Genomic DNA, 12,914 nt, shown 5'->3' on the forward strand with positions numbered 1-12,914 from the left:
TGTCTGTTGGCTTTTTCAAACATCTTCTGTGCTCGGGTTATCCGTGTAACTCGCGGTGAAGGAAAACAGAATCAACTCATCCAAGCTTGCGCGCCAGATCCTCGGCCCTGAGGTGGGTATATCGCTTGAGCATTGCTAACGTCTTGTGTCCCGTGATGGCCGCAACCTCCATCACGTTAAGATTCTTCTCGAAGAGCCGGCTCGCGGCCTCGTGGCGCAGATCATGGAATTTGAGGTTTTCGATTCCAGCAATCTTGCAGGCATCCTTGAACGTGCGGATCACATCGTCCTGCTTCAGCGGGAACACGGGCGAAAAGTTCTCCAGCGGGCGCGGTAGCCCCATGAGGATTTCCAGTGCACGATTCGACAATGGAACGTCCCGCGGCTCGGAGTTTTTCGTATCGCGCAGCCGCGCAACCCGCTTGGGCAGGTTGATATCGCCCCAGGCAAGCGCCAGTAACTCTCCCTGCCGCATGGCGGTTTCGATGGCCAGCGCGGCCAGCGGCTCCATGTAAGGCCCTCTGCGAATCAGTTCCGTCATCAGGGCGGTTTCTTCACCTGGGGTAAGGCGGCGCTCTCGCTTGTTGGATCCGCCCGGCATGGTCAGGCTCTCGATCGGATTCCGAAGGCCCTCCATTCCCCAATCCCTGGACGCGACCTTGTAAAGCTTGGAGATAAGGGCCAATTCGATGCGAATGGTGTTTTCCGCCCTACCCTGCGCCCTGCGCTGATCTCGGTGCTTGGCGAAGTCGGCACTGCGAAGCTGCGAGAGGAAATGAAGCGCCAGCGGACTCCCCTGCCAAGCCTTGACGCGATCCTGTTCCCGGCGTGCTCCCTTCTTTCCCGGGGTTATCTCGCGCAGATAGCGCTCAAGGGCTTCGCGCAGCGTCGTGCGCTGAACCTCTGTGGACACGGCATTGCCGAGGCGGATAGAGGCTTTGGTGTCCTCGATCCATCGCCGAGCGTCAGTCTTGCGGGTGAATGTCTCGCTGAGGTGGGGGAAGCCGCGCATGCGAATCTGCGCGCGATAGCTGGCCGAGCCGTCACCGTTCCTACGCTCCTGGATGCCAGGAATATTGCGCTTTTCAGTAGCCATCGGACACCTTGCTATGACGTGTTGCATACTATTGGCGCTTATTGTGCCGCCAGTGTGCCAAACAATGCAAGCGTGGTGTTTCGTTCAGGCCGGTTATCTGTCTAATCTGTTGATTTGGTGCCCGGAGCCGGGATCGAACCGGCATGGGCTTTTTGAAGGCCCGAGGGATTTTAAGTCCCTTGTGTCTACCAATTTCACCATCCGGGCAAGTAGTGGATTCTACGGTAGTCAGCGAAATGAGTCTTATGGACGACTAGACGTCGTGCCTCAAACATGCAGGTTTTTTTAAGGCGGGCAAGTCCGATTCTTCCTATCTGCCTGCTCAACGGACCAATTGGTTGATCTCGATGATAGGCAGCAGAATGGCCAGCACGATCAACAGCACGATGCCTCCCATCAATAAAATCATCAGCGGTTCGAGCAGCGTCAGGAAAATCGACAGCCGCCGCTCGAGCGTCTGAGTCTCAAGACGCGCGGCGCGCTCGAGCATCTGCTCCAGTTTTCCGCTCAACTCGCCGCTTGCGACCAGATGGATCAACAACGGTGGGAAAGCGCGCGTGGCACTGAGCGATCGCGCCAAACTGGCACCCTCTCGCAAGCGCTCGATGGCGGTTTCGACCGCGTCCCGCATAACCATGTTGGTCATCACTCGCGCACTGGAGACCAGCGCGGACAGCAGTGGTATGCCTCCCCCCACCATGATTGCCAGCGTACTGGCAAACCGCGAAGTGTTTACGCCACGAATTAGCGGCCCCACAAAAGGCATGCGCAGCATCAGCGCGTGCCAGCTGCGCCGCGTCGCGTCGCGACGTAGCGCAAAGTGCGCGGCTGTGATTCCGCCGATAACAACGGCTGCAATGTATGGCCATGCTGCACGCAAAAAGTCGCTCAATGCGATAAGCGCGCGTGTCAGCCAGGGCAGGCTTTGCCGCGACTGCTGAAATACCTGCACCACTTGCGGCACGACATAGACCAACAATCCGGTTACGACCATGATGGCCACGAGTGTGACCAGTGCGGGGTACAGCAGTGCAAGCCCGGTCTTCTGTTTAAGAGCCTGGCGTGCATCGAGATAGTCGGCGAGATGTTGCAACACCGTCGGCAGCGCACCCGAATCCTCCCCACCTTGCACGAGTGCGCGGTAGAAATCCGGAAAGCTTTTCTCGTAGCTGCCCAGCGCGCCGGCGAAGGAGAGTCCGGCTGTAACTTCGGCTTTGACCCCGGCGAGCACTTCCCGTGTTTTTGGCTCGGGGGCTTCCTCGATCAGGGCGTTGAGCGACTGTTCCACCGTCAGGCCGGAGGCGAGCAGCGTGGCCATCTGCCTCGTCACCAGACTCAGTTCACCTGCAGAGATGCCGCGCGCCCAAAGTTGACTTGCCCGTTCGCGTGCGTGCGCCTGACCTATCGACGAAGGCAGCAGCCCTTGGGCGCGCAACTGTGCACGGGCCTGACGAGGGGTGTCAGCCTGAATTACGCCAGTTACGGTACGACCGGCGGCATCCATCGCTTCGTAGTGGAAGGCTTCCACGGCAACGGCTACTCGCGTGTCACGCGCACGACTTCTTCCAGACTGATCGCCCCCTGCGCAGCCCAGCGCATTCCGTCGTCGCGCAATGAACGCATGCCGCGGGAAACCACATGCGTACGCAAAGTCTGCTCGGAAGCGCGATCGTGTATCAGACGACGAAGATCATCATCCACCGTCAACAACTCGTATATGCCAGTGCGGCCGCGATAACCAGAACGGTTACAGGCGGCGCAACCTTGCGCCGAGTACAACGTACCGTCGGTCGGAGTCAACCCAAGAGTCCGTAACTGCGCCGCATCGGCGGCGATAGGCTTGCGGCATTCCAGGCAGAGCTTGCGCACCAAACGCTGTGCACCAACGCCGATCAGACTGGAAGCCAACAGAAACGGTTCGACTCCCATGTCAACCAGCCGGGTGACGGCGCTGACCGCATCGTTGGTGTGCAGCGTCGCAAAGACCAAATGGCCCGTCAAGCTTGCCTGAACCGCGATCTGTGCGGTCTCAAGGTCGCGGATCTCGCCGATCATTACAACGTCGGGATCCTGGCGCAGGATGGTGCGCAGCGCGCGCGCGAAGGTCATCTCGATCCGGGAATTGACCTGGGTTTGACTGATGCCGTCGAGGTCATACTCGATCGGGTCTTCGACGGTCATGATATTGAGCGCGGTTGCATCGAGCCGCGACAATGCGGCGTACAGCGTTGTGGTCTTGCCCGAGCCGGTTGGTCCGGTAATCAGGACAATACCGTGCGGTTCCTGAATCAGTCGGTCCATGTGCGCAAGGGTTGAGTCATCCATGCCCAAACGCGTCAGATCGAGACGCCCTGCTTGCTTGTCGAGCAGGCGCAGGACAACTCGCTCGCCGTGCCCGGTAGGAATGGTGGATACGCGCACATCGACAGGTTTGCCGGCTACGCGCAGCGTAATGCGACCGTCCTGCGGCAGGCGCTTTTCGGCGATATCGAGTTGCGCCATGATCTTGATGCGCGAGACGATGGCGGCATGCAGGGCGCGCGCCAGTTCGATCAAGTCGCGCAGAGTTCCGTCGACACGCAGCCGAACCACGGAGCGCGATTCGAAAGGCTCGATATGGATGTCCGAGGCCCGCTCACGCAGTGCCTGGGTAAACAGCGCATTGATCAGGCGTATGACCGGCGCATCGTCCTGGCTCTCGAGCAGATCCTCTATCTTGGGAATTTCTTGCAGCAACCGGGAAAGATCCAGATCTTGTGCAAGATCCCCGGCAAGCGCGGCAGCCCCCCCCTCCTCTGAGCCGTCGTACAGAGTCGACACCAGTTCGTCGAACTCATCAACGCCGATTCGACGGGCCTGCACCGGTACACCCAGGACCCGTCGCAGTTCGACGATCGCACTTGGCGGCGCATCGGTGCGAACCGCCACCTCGGCAAGATCGGTACCGAGGGACGTGACGACCACCCCGTTGGCTTTGGCGAAAGCGTAGGAAACTTTGTATGCAGTGCCTGGGATCATGGCTCTGGCTACTGATTTTTCGCCGGGGCCGAGGGTGAGAAATTCGGCCGCGGGGAGAGGATCGGGGACTCCACGTCGGGTAGGATTGAGTCCGGCCTCGGCCTTGACTTGAGCTGTTCGCCGCGGATGTAGTCATAGCGTTCGCCGCTGTAGGTGCCGGAATCCTCGCTATTGCGCACCAGCGTCGGCTTCAGGAATATCATCAGATTGGTCTTGGTATGCGAGCGTGTCTTGTAACGGAATAGCCCGCCCAAGATCGGTATATCGCCTAGCACCGGGACCTTTTGCACGCCGTCGTTGACCGTATCCTGGATCAGCCCGCCGATTACCACGATCTGTCCGTTGTCGACGAGAACCGTCGATCCCACGGCTCGCTTGTTGGTGATTACGCCAGCAACGTTTGCCTTGTCATCGATGCTGGATACTTCCTGGTAGATTTGAAGTCGCACCGTGCCACCTTCGGAGATTTGTGGTTTGATCTGCAGCGTCAGCCCTACGTCGTGCCGCTCGACGGTCTGAAAAGGCGTTGGCGTGGTTGCCGTACCCGAAACCGCGTACTGACCGGTGATGAAAGGCACGTTCTGGCCAATGATGATCTTCGCCTCTTCATTGTCCAGGGTCAGCAGAGTTGGCGTCGAAAGAATATTGGCATTGGCGTCCGTCTCCAGGGCGCGGGCAAGGACGCCAAGATTGACGATCGTACCGATGCCGGGAATCGACACCTGGCCATTTACAATGCCCACGTTCAGACCGGGGCCGACGGTGGCCGGATTCTGCGAGATGCCTATGATGTTCTGGCCGGTGGACCCGAAATTCGTGCCCCCGAAACCTTGTGTGCTGTTGCTGCCGAGGCCTTTCAAGCTCTGCCACTGGATCCCGAATTCAGCGGCCTTGTTGGCGGTAACTTCGACTATCAATGCTTCCACATAGACCTGCGCGCGGCGCACGTCGAGTTTATCCAGCGCAGCTCGCATATTATTGTAGATGGCGTCGGGTGCGGTGATGATGATGGAATTGGTCGCCGGGTCCGCCTGGATGATGCCGGGTGCTGTTGCCGAGGAGGTTGTCTGGCTGTTGCTGAACGACATCGAACTACCCGGGTTTTGTGCTGACGTCGACGTAGAAGCACCGAGGGTGGATGGCGTCATCGGACGCGAAGCAGTTGGTGTGGTACTTTCCCCGCTATAAATCGCCCGCAGCGTCTCCGCGAGCTTCACTGCTTCAGCGTTCTTCAGATACACCACGTGAATGTTGCCACTGGCGCTGGTGGGAGAATCGAGAATATTGACAAACTTGCGCAACCGGTTGAGCCGCGAGGAATCGCCCGAACGCACCAGCAAGCTGTTCGAACGCGCATCCGCAACCACCATGAATCGTTGGGTCGGTTCAACCCCACCCTGCCCCATTTCCGAAAACAGGCGGTTGACGGTCTGTGCCACGTCGACCGCCGACGCGTATTGAAGCGGGATAACGATCGGATCGACGCCGCTTGGCTGATCGATCGAATCGATGATTTTCGCTATGCGCTGCAGATTGTTCGCGTAATCGGTGACAACTAGCGTGTTGTTGTTCTGGTAGGCCGTGATGGTGTTGTTGGGTGCGATCAACGGGCGCAAGACTGGCAAGAGCTGCACGGCCGACTCGTATTTCAGTGTGAATATGTGAGTCTCGATCCTGTCCCCGACACTGCGCGCGTTCTCGCCTGGGGCGATTGTCGGGCTTGGATGGAGTTTGGCGTCGGCCTCGGGAAGAATGTTGACAATGCCGCGGTCCTCGACTGCGGCAAAACCTTGCAGGCGCAAAGCCGAAAGAAACACGTCATACACCAAGGCTCGCTGCATCGGCTTTGCCGAAACGATGGTCACCGTACCCTTCACCCGGGGGTCGACCACGAAGTTCTTACCAGTGATTTCGGTCATCACCTTCACTACGCCTTCGATATCCGCGTTGATAAAATTCAACGTCACGACATCGGGATCGGCGCGGCGTGCAGTCCGATTGGACAGCGGCGCGGCGGTTTGTTTGGTAATCGGCGCCGCGATCTGCGGAGACTGCGCCGCCGATTGGTTCGCTCGGCCCGGATTCCTCGATACTCCCGGGTCCGCGGTCCATCCCTGGCCGACAAAGGGCAACAGGGCCATCCACATCAATCCGCTGCGTAGCGCGCGACGTTTCATGGTTTCCGTAGTTTTAGTTGGACGCGCCACAGGCGGTCGAAATGGAGTTCATCTATTTGTTCGTTGAGCAGCCGGTTCCGCGGCCGGCGTCTTTTCCGGCCACGCAAGCGCTTCACGAACCCCATTGCGATCGAGGACGACATGATTGGTTGCTACCTCCGCAAGCCTGATACCTGGGGCGATGTCCTGGCCCTCGCGCGTGGCGACGATCTGCCTCCCATCCAGCACCACGATCGCATATCCGTCTCGTCCTTCCATGGCGGCTACGACGCCGAGCAGACGGATCGCAATTCCCGTCGGTGCAGGCGCGTTCCCATCCCTTTGAATGCTTCCGAACAGCTCCAGGGCGGATGCAATCTGGCCGCTTGGTTCTGCTCGGGCTTGTACATGCGGTTCCGGGCGCGGCGCCAGCCATTGCCATGTCCAGTACCCCCCCACTAGGCCCAGCAAAGCCAGTGCCGCAATAGTGACCACGGCAATTACCGCGGTTTGGGCGAATTCAGTCGAACCGATCGAAAGTTGCATTGTTTGTTGCTTGGGCGTCGATGCGCGGAACGGCAGCGCGAGGTAATCGACCCTTGGGCTTCAGTAAACGGCGGGGCCCTAATTTACCACGTATGTGATGCCATCCCCACTCCGTGGGGCCAACTCTTGCGCAAGCTGAAACAACGATTTTCACCGTAATGTCGAGTAGCAAAGCCACGCAATTCCCCGGGCGTATGGTCGCAACAATGGATTTGATTGCATGCTCGCCCCGTCGCCAACCGGCGACTATGGCGAGAGTTGTTGGCAAGGTCCCGGTGGTGGACAGGATTTCGATCCACAGGTTCCGGCGCACGACACTCCAGGCGACTATTGGACTGGAGGGGCTAAATAGGTAGTATCTGCATGCTCGCAGGGGTGAAGATCCGAGTGGACCGAAAAACTTCACCTGGTTTTTTTGCAATGTCGGAGCCGAACAGAAAACTCGCGGGTTTCAACCGTTATTTCTCAATACTAAGGAACAGCCCATGCTCGTGAACCCGAAGTTTTTTTGCCACTTGCGATGGGCTGCTCCCGAATCAATTGCCAAGGTTCATCGAACATGTCGATAGTGGCTCGGAAGCAATGTGGCTTCACGTTGCTCGAAGTCATGGTGGTCGTCGTCATACTCGGTATTCTCGCCGCGCTGGTCGTGCCGAAAATCATCAGCCGCCCGGACGAGGCGCGGATAATTGCGGCAAAACACGATATTGCAAGCCTGATGCAGGCACTCAAGCTCTACCGTCTCGACAATCAGCGTTACCCCACAACCGAACAGGGATTGCAGGCACTTGTCTCGCAGCCGACGACTACGCCGTTACCGCTGAACTGGAAAGCCGGCGGTTACATCGAGCGCTTGCCCCGGGATCCCTGGGGCAATCCCTATCAATACCTCAATCCCGGAGTGCGTGGCGAAATCGACGTATTCAGTTTCGGTGGCGATGGTGCGCCTGGCGGTGAGGGTAACGACGCCGATATCGGTTCCTGGTCTCTCTAGTCCGGACCCTAGGCGTCTCTCAGCAAGAATGAAGAATAGCTACTACCAGTACAGAAGACCAAACTCAGCGCCGAGTGCAGAGAGAGGATTTACGCTTATAGAGGTCATGGTCGTGTTGGTTATCATGGGTCTTTTTGTCGGCCTTGTTAGCAATATCACCAGACCGGACGATCGCGCCCTGCTCCGACTCGAGACCGAAAGGCTGGCACAACTTCTCGACCTTGCTGCAGCAGAATCGCGGCTTACCGGTAAGTCCATTGCCTGGACAGCTGAAGGGTCCGGCTACCGGTTTTGGCGATTCGGCGTCGACACCGACTGGTCAGAGATCCGCGACGATGATTCTTTGCGCCCCAGAACGCTCCCGCAGGGAATGAAGATCGCGGGCTTGCACGTGGAAAATTCTTTCTCTACGGAGAAAATGCGCCTGGAATTCAACTCCTTTGGGTCGACGCTATCCTTTGTCATTGAGATGACTTTTGGCGCCGCAAGTTCCTCGGTGGAAGGCTCACCGATCGGTGAGGTACGCATACTGCCAGATGAACGGAAAACGAATGGCGAGACGGCACTGCGGTAGTCAACCGGGATTCACGCTTTTCGAAGTGCTCGTGGCTCTTGCGATCATTGCTATCGCATTGCTGGCCGCAATGCGTGCGGCGGGGCAAGGAACAAGCAATGTCAGCGAGCTGCGCGCGCACCTGTTGGCCGGCTGGGTGGCACAAAACGTATTGGTGGAGCAGCGTGTTCGCGGCGACTGGCCATCGACCGGAGTGCTGCGCGGCACGCAGAGTCAGGGGGGGATCGCGTTCAACTGGCGGGAAGAAATCATTGGTACACAAAACGCGGCATTTCGAAGAGTCGATATTTTTGTTTTCGTGGAACCAGAAGAATCGCGTTCGCTGGCCCGCATGACCGGATTTCTGGTAAGCCCTCCGACAAGCAATTTGAGATGAGATCGTCTGCCGTCGCACGGATATACGGTTTTACGCTGATCGAATTGCTGACGGCGTTGCTGATTCTCTCAGTACTCGCACTGATGTCCTATCGCGGACTCGGAGCGGTACTCGATGCGCGCGCGCACGTTACCGGAGAGACGGAGAAATGGCGGCGAGTTGCTGCGTTTTTTGCCCGGTTTGAGCGCGATGTCCAGCTAGCCGCGCCGCGGCGGGTGCGGATTGCATCCGGCGAAGCACCGCCGTGGCTCGGGAGACTGGAACCCTCACCGGATCCGTGCCTGGAGTTCAGCCGCTTCGGCTCTCTCGAGGGCATCGATGTCACGCGGCGCATTGCGTACCGGCTTAACGAAAAGCAAGAGATCGAGTTGTGGCTGTGGCCCAGCCTTGATATTGCGCCGGCGGCGGTGCCTGCGCGTTACGTGGTGTTGGCCGGTGTGACGACGCTTGACCTCCAATATCTCAATGCCGATTCTGCGTGGGTGAATGTTTGGCCCACGTCGCGGCTTGATCCACCCATTCCTCAGGCAGTCCGTTTGCGCATTGTGCTTGCCTCCAAGGAGGAACTTGTGCGCGTTTATGCGCTGAAACTATGAATCCAGCACAGCAAGGTGTGGCCATTGTCATGGCGATGAGCGTGGTGGCGCTTGCAGCGATAGCGACAACGGCAATGATGACGACACAGAGCACGTGGTCGCGTCAAAGTGAGCTCGAAGTCAATCACGCCCAGGCACAAGTCCTGATTCAGGCTGGGGTGGACTGGGCCCGCGCAGTGCTAAGCGATGACCGTCGATTGAACAACGTCGATCACTTGAAGGAACCCTGGGCACTACGCTTGCCGCCCATGCCGGTCGACAACGGCGAACTTGCCGGCTATATCGAAGACCAGCAAGGCGCGTTCAACCTCAACAATCTGGTGACGGGCGGGAAAATCAGCGTTGTGCAGCTTGAGCGGTTCCGACGTCTGCTGTCGATACTGGGTCTGCCGACAACGCTTGCCTACGCGCTCGCAGACTGGATCGACGCGGACAACGATCCGCAGCCAAACGGAGGCGGCGAAGACGAATACTACCTGTCGCTACAGCCGCCCTATCTTGCGGCAAACCGGCCCCTGACCGACGTGGCGGAACTGGCGCTGGTGCGCGGATTCAACGACGAGGTGCGTGCACGTCTGAGCCCATTTGTGAGTGCGCTTCCGGCAAATACTGCCGTCAATGTGAACACTGCCTCACCCGAGGTTCTTTCCGCTGTTATTGAGGGCCTGGACCTGGATGCGGCGCGTGCATTGGTCGCACAGCGTGAGCGTGTCTATTTCCGTGATTACAGCGATTTCTCAAGCCGGCTGCCCCGCGGCATCCAAACCGCAAGTAACGATCTCATGGTAAGCAGCAATTATTTCGTCGCGCGGGTGCGTGTGAGCATCGGCGGTGCGGAAGCGCGTGGCGTAGCGCTTCTGGTGCGCCCCGATGTTGGGTGGCCAGCCATCGTGTGGCGCAAATACCAATGAATCTACTTCGCCTATATTGCCCGTTGCAAGAATTACCGCAGCAGTGCCAATGGGCATTGCTCAATGACAATGGTAAATCTGCAGTCGGGAAGAGTCCGCTTACTGGGCTGCCCCGGCGCGCGGATCGCATTCAACTGATTATTCCTGCGCCAGAAGTCCTAATCGCTCAGGCGCGTTTGCCGGCCGCGGCGCGTCGCGCCGCAGGATCGGTGCTTGCGTTCGCAATCGAGGAGCGGACAGTCAGCGAACCGGATGCCAACCAAGTTAGTTGGCTGGGAACGGTGGTCGCCGGCGATGTGCTTGCCGTCCTGGATAGGCATGGTCTCGAGCGCTGGCGCAATGCGCTCGAGAAGGTGGGTATCCGCAGCTATGAAGTTCACAGCGAGATGTTATTCTTGCCTTGGGCAGCCGATGAATGGAGCGTTGCCTGGAATGGACAGGAGGGATTTGTACGAATCGGGAAACTGGAAGCCGCAGCGACCGACTCAGGTGATCGCGAGTCACCGCCACTTTCATTGCGTCTCATGCTTGAGCGGGCAGAAACGAACGGCAGTCGACCACTATCGCTCGCGCTCTACACCACCGCTGCAGATGCCCTTCCTGAAGTAGAGGCTTGGCAGGCCAGTCTTGGAGTGCCGATTCGTCTTGCCGGGTCATGGGATTGGCGTGGAGCAGCGTCTGGCGAGGGGATAAGCCTGGCGCAGGAGAGCCCGCGCTGGCACGCCCTCCCCGTTGCAGCTTCGCAATTGCGCGTAGCGGCCTGGATCGCGGGTATTGCGCTTGCGGTTCACGCGGTCGCGCTGGTGGTTGATTGGACGCTGCTTGCCGGCGAGCAACGAAGTCTGCGCCGGCAAATGGACTCGCGGTTCCGCGCCGCGTTTCCCGACGCTGTCGCGGTGGTGGACCCGCTGCTGCAAATGCGCCGCAAACTCGCCGAAGCGCGTCATGCGGCGGGTCAGGCGGATGTGGGAGATTTCCTGCCGATGATGGAGAAGGTGGTTTCGGAGATGAAGGATCTGCCGATGGGGGCGGTGCGCATTGTGTCCTACGAAGGGGGTCGAATGACTCTTGAAGTCATGGCCATGGACGAGCCGACCATCAATCGAATCGTGACCCGACTGCGTCAGGCGGGTCTGAGTGCAGATAGCTCTTCATCTTTGACGGGTGCCGGGCGCGCCAATGCGGTCATTACGGTGCGAGTTTCATGAAGGAGCATCTGCGCCGACTATGGCAGTCACGGGCACCGCGAGAGCGAATGGTCGTCACGGTACTGGCGGTTATGATTGTTGGGGTGCTGTACGTCTCGCTCCTGTATTCAGCAAGTCGGACGCGACCGCAGTTACGTGCCAGTGTTCTATCGCTTCGTGCAGACGCTGCCCGGCTTGAACAGCAGGCAGGTGAAATTGAACGGTTGCGCACTGCGCCCCCACCCGCGGCGTCGCAAACTGATTTAAGAACGCTGATTCAGGCCCAAGCGGGGTCGGCAGGACTCGCGAGCGTGCTGGTACGCATCGACGCGCCCGAAGCAAACAGGGTGCAGGTGGTATTCGGTGCGGTTGCGTTCCCGGACTGGCTTAACTGGGTTGTTACCCTGAATTCGCAAAATATTCGTCTCGAGACCTGCCGGATTGAAGCTCTGTCCAAGCCAGGCCTCGTCAGCGTGACGGCGACATTCGCCCGCGCCGGACGGCAATGAGGCGTTGGAGCCTGTTCGCGACTGGACTTGGCATCTACGCCGCCGCACTAGTTATCCAGGCGCCTGCGACATTGGTCGACGCGGGCCTGCAGCAAGCGAGCAACGGCCGGCTGCGTCTCGCCCAGGCGCAAGGCACGATTTGGGCCGGTGCGGGACAGCTCGAAATTCGTGACCTGGGTAGCCGAAACGCAATCGCAAAGGATATTGCCTGGCGTGTATTGCTGGAATCGCTGTGGCGCGGGCGTTTGGTCAGCGAAGTCGAACTGGATCGGGCGGCCCGACGTTTTCCCATTACAGCGACATTGTCGAAATTCGAAATTGCCAACGCCGATATCAATTTGCCCGCTGCGGCGCTGGCGTTCGCCGAGCCAAGATTGAAGCCACTGCGACTTTCCGGCGATGTGCTACTGCACACGACAAACCTGTCCATCGGGCGAGATGGCCTACTGGGCAATGTCACGCTGCAATGGCGTGCCGCCGGATCGGCGTTCTCTCCTGTTTCCCCTATTGGCAGCTATGAGCTGCGACTCGACGGCCAAGGCAACACGGTACATGCCCTGCTGAGTACTTTGCAGGGACCGCTTCGACTCGACGGTTCGGGATCATGGGCGAATGGCGGAAACGCTGCGTTCCAGGCAACCGTGCGCGTCCCTCCCCAGTATCGAGAGCAACTTACGCCGTTGCTGCGGATGATTTCGGTCCAGCGCGACGAAGGCAGCTTCGAGCTGCAATTCAAATGATCATAGCCCGTAAATCTGTTGAATTCCACGCAAATCCGACTCGGGGGCAGTTCCAGGTGGACGTCAACATTCAACCTCCCCCTCCCCGGTTGATCCGCAGATCCGCGGGCGCGAATTCCTGCTGCAGCTCGTTGATCACTTCGGCCACGTCCTTGCCGGTAAACGCGTGTTTCTCGTCCAGGCGGCCCATTAGCAGCAGGCGGTCGCACAG

General features: G+C 59.0%; 14 protein-coding genes and 1 tRNA gene. 8 read left to right on the plus strand and 7 right to left on the minus strand.

All coding sequences use genetic code 11. From position 1 onward, the window contains the following. Positions 1-76: 76 nt before the first annotated feature. From HY067_17065 to HY067_17090, 6 genes are all read right to left on the minus strand, one after another. Positions 77-1,096 (minus strand): site-specific integrase, encoded by a 1,020-nt coding sequence (locus HY067_17065; protein ID MBI3529663.1) that lies wholly within the window; start codon positions 1,094-1,096, stop codon positions 77-79. Positions 1,097-1,211: 115 nt separating this feature from the next. Next, positions 1,212-1,303 (minus strand) — tRNA-Leu (locus HY067_17070). 115 nt (positions 1,304-1,418) lie between these two features. Further along, positions 1,419-2,624 (minus strand): type II secretion system inner membrane protein GspF, encoded by a 1,206-nt coding sequence (gspF, locus tag HY067_17075; GenBank protein MBI3529664.1) that lies wholly within the window; start codon positions 2,622-2,624, stop codon positions 1,419-1,421. Positions 2,625-2,632: 8 nt separating this feature from the next. Next, entirely contained in the window at positions 2,633-4,114 is a 1,482-nt protein-coding gene (gspE, locus tag HY067_17080; GenBank protein ID MBI3529665.1) for a type II secretion system ATPase GspE, read from the minus strand. An 8-nt stretch (positions 4,115-4,122) separates the two neighbouring features. Then, a complete protein-coding gene (gspD, locus tag HY067_17085; protein ID MBI3529666.1) occupies positions 4,123-6,291 on the minus strand; it encodes a type II secretion system secretin GspD in 2,169 nt (722 codons plus the stop codon). A 48-nt stretch (positions 6,292-6,339) separates the two neighbouring features. Beyond that, on the minus strand, positions 6,340-6,816 hold the full coding sequence (locus tag HY067_17090; GenBank protein ID MBI3529667.1) for a general secretion pathway protein: 477 nt from the start codon (positions 6,814-6,816) through the stop codon (positions 6,340-6,342). Between the two features lie 559 nt (positions 6,817-7,375). On the opposite strand from HY067_17090, the gene gspG reads away from it, so the two are divergent. The 8 genes from gspG to gspN are packed head-to-tail and all read left to right on the plus strand — an operon-like array spanning position 7,376 to position 12,703. Beyond that, the gene (gene gspG, locus HY067_17095) at positions 7,376-7,810 is read left to right on the plus strand and encodes a type II secretion system major pseudopilin GspG (protein MBI3529668.1); all 435 of its coding nucleotides are present in this window, start codon (positions 7,376-7,378) and stop codon (positions 7,808-7,810) included. 28 nt (positions 7,811-7,838) lie between these two features. Beyond that, positions 7,839-8,384 (plus strand): prepilin-type N-terminal cleavage/methylation domain-containing protein, encoded by a 546-nt coding sequence (locus HY067_17100; protein MBI3529669.1) that lies wholly within the window; start codon positions 7,839-7,841, stop codon positions 8,382-8,384. After that, positions 8,362-8,760 (plus strand): type II secretion system minor pseudopilin GspI, encoded by a 399-nt coding sequence (gspI, locus tag HY067_17105; protein MBI3529670.1) that lies wholly within the window; start codon positions 8,362-8,364, stop codon positions 8,758-8,760. Before HY067_17100 ends, gspI begins: the two co-directional genes overlap by 23 nt. Then, positions 8,757-9,356: a type II secretion system minor pseudopilin GspJ gene (gene gspJ, locus HY067_17110; GenBank protein ID MBI3529671.1), complete on the plus strand. Its 600-nt coding sequence runs from the start codon at positions 8,757-8,759 to the stop codon at positions 9,354-9,356. The genes gspI and gspJ overlap by 4 nt, the downstream gene beginning before the upstream one ends. Then, a complete protein-coding gene (gspK, locus tag HY067_17115; protein ID MBI3529672.1) occupies positions 9,353-10,267 on the plus strand; it encodes a type II secretion system minor pseudopilin GspK in 915 nt (304 codons plus the stop codon). The genes gspJ and gspK overlap by 4 nt, the downstream gene beginning before the upstream one ends. Continuing rightward, positions 10,234-11,475, plus strand: coding sequence for a general secretion pathway protein GspL (locus HY067_17120; protein MBI3529673.1), 1,242 nt, complete (start codon positions 10,234-10,236; stop codon positions 11,473-11,475). Before gspK ends, HY067_17120 begins: the two co-directional genes overlap by 34 nt. Beyond that, positions 11,472-11,963: a type II secretion system protein M gene (locus HY067_17125; protein MBI3529674.1), complete on the plus strand. Its 492-nt coding sequence runs from the start codon at positions 11,472-11,474 to the stop codon at positions 11,961-11,963. Before HY067_17120 ends, HY067_17125 begins: the two co-directional genes overlap by 4 nt. Then, on the plus strand, positions 11,960-12,703 hold the full coding sequence (gene gspN, locus HY067_17130) for a type II secretion system protein N (protein MBI3529675.1): 744 nt from the start codon (positions 11,960-11,962) through the stop codon (positions 12,701-12,703). The genes HY067_17125 and gspN overlap by 4 nt, the downstream gene beginning before the upstream one ends. Before the next feature lie 70 nt (positions 12,704-12,773). Here gspN and HY067_17135 read toward each other — a convergent pair. After that, positions 12,774-12,914 (minus strand): ATPase (locus HY067_17135; protein ID MBI3529676.1); only part of this gene is annotated, 141 nt, incomplete at its 5' end.

The sequence above is a fragment of the Betaproteobacteria bacterium genome (assembly GCA_016194905.1).
In the GTDB taxonomy this organism is placed as follows: Bacteria; Pseudomonadota; Gammaproteobacteria; order Burkholderiales; family JACQAP01; genus JACQAP01.

What these genes read in the sequence shown, in the direction of transcription:
- HY067_17065 (MBI3529663.1), bottom strand. Translation starts at nt 1,096, where the DNA reads ATGGCTACTGAAAAGCGCAATATTCCTGGCATCCAGGAGCGTAGGAAC.
- gspE (MBI3529665.1), bottom strand. Translation starts at nt 4,114, where the DNA reads ATGATCCCAGGCACTGCATACAAAGTTTCCTACGCTTTCGCCAAAGCC.
- gspD (MBI3529666.1), bottom strand. Translation starts at nt 6,291, where the DNA reads ATGAAACGTCGCGCGCTACGCAGCGGATTGATGTGGATGGCCCTGTTG.
- HY067_17090 (MBI3529667.1), bottom strand. Translation starts at nt 6,816, where the DNA reads ATGCAACTTTCGATCGGTTCGACTGAATTCGCCCAAACCGCGGTAATT.
- gspG (MBI3529668.1), top strand. Translation starts at nt 7,376, where the DNA reads ATGTCGATAGTGGCTCGGAAGCAATGTGGCTTCACGTTGCTCGAAGTC.
- HY067_17100 (MBI3529669.1), top strand. Translation starts at nt 7,839, where the DNA reads ATGAAGAATAGCTACTACCAGTACAGAAGACCAAACTCAGCGCCGAGT.
- gspI (MBI3529670.1), top strand. Translation starts at nt 8,362, where the DNA reads ATGGCGAGACGGCACTGCGGTAGTCAACCGGGATTCACGCTTTTCGAA.
- gspJ (MBI3529671.1), top strand. Translation starts at nt 8,757, where the DNA reads ATGAGATCGTCTGCCGTCGCACGGATATACGGTTTTACGCTGATCGAA.
- gspK (MBI3529672.1), top strand. Translation starts at nt 9,353, where the DNA reads ATGAATCCAGCACAGCAAGGTGTGGCCATTGTCATGGCGATGAGCGTG.
- HY067_17125 (MBI3529674.1), top strand. Translation starts at nt 11,472, where the DNA reads ATGAAGGAGCATCTGCGCCGACTATGGCAGTCACGGGCACCGCGAGAG.
- gspN (MBI3529675.1), top strand. Translation starts at nt 11,960, where the DNA reads ATGAGGCGTTGGAGCCTGTTCGCGACTGGACTTGGCATCTACGCCGCC.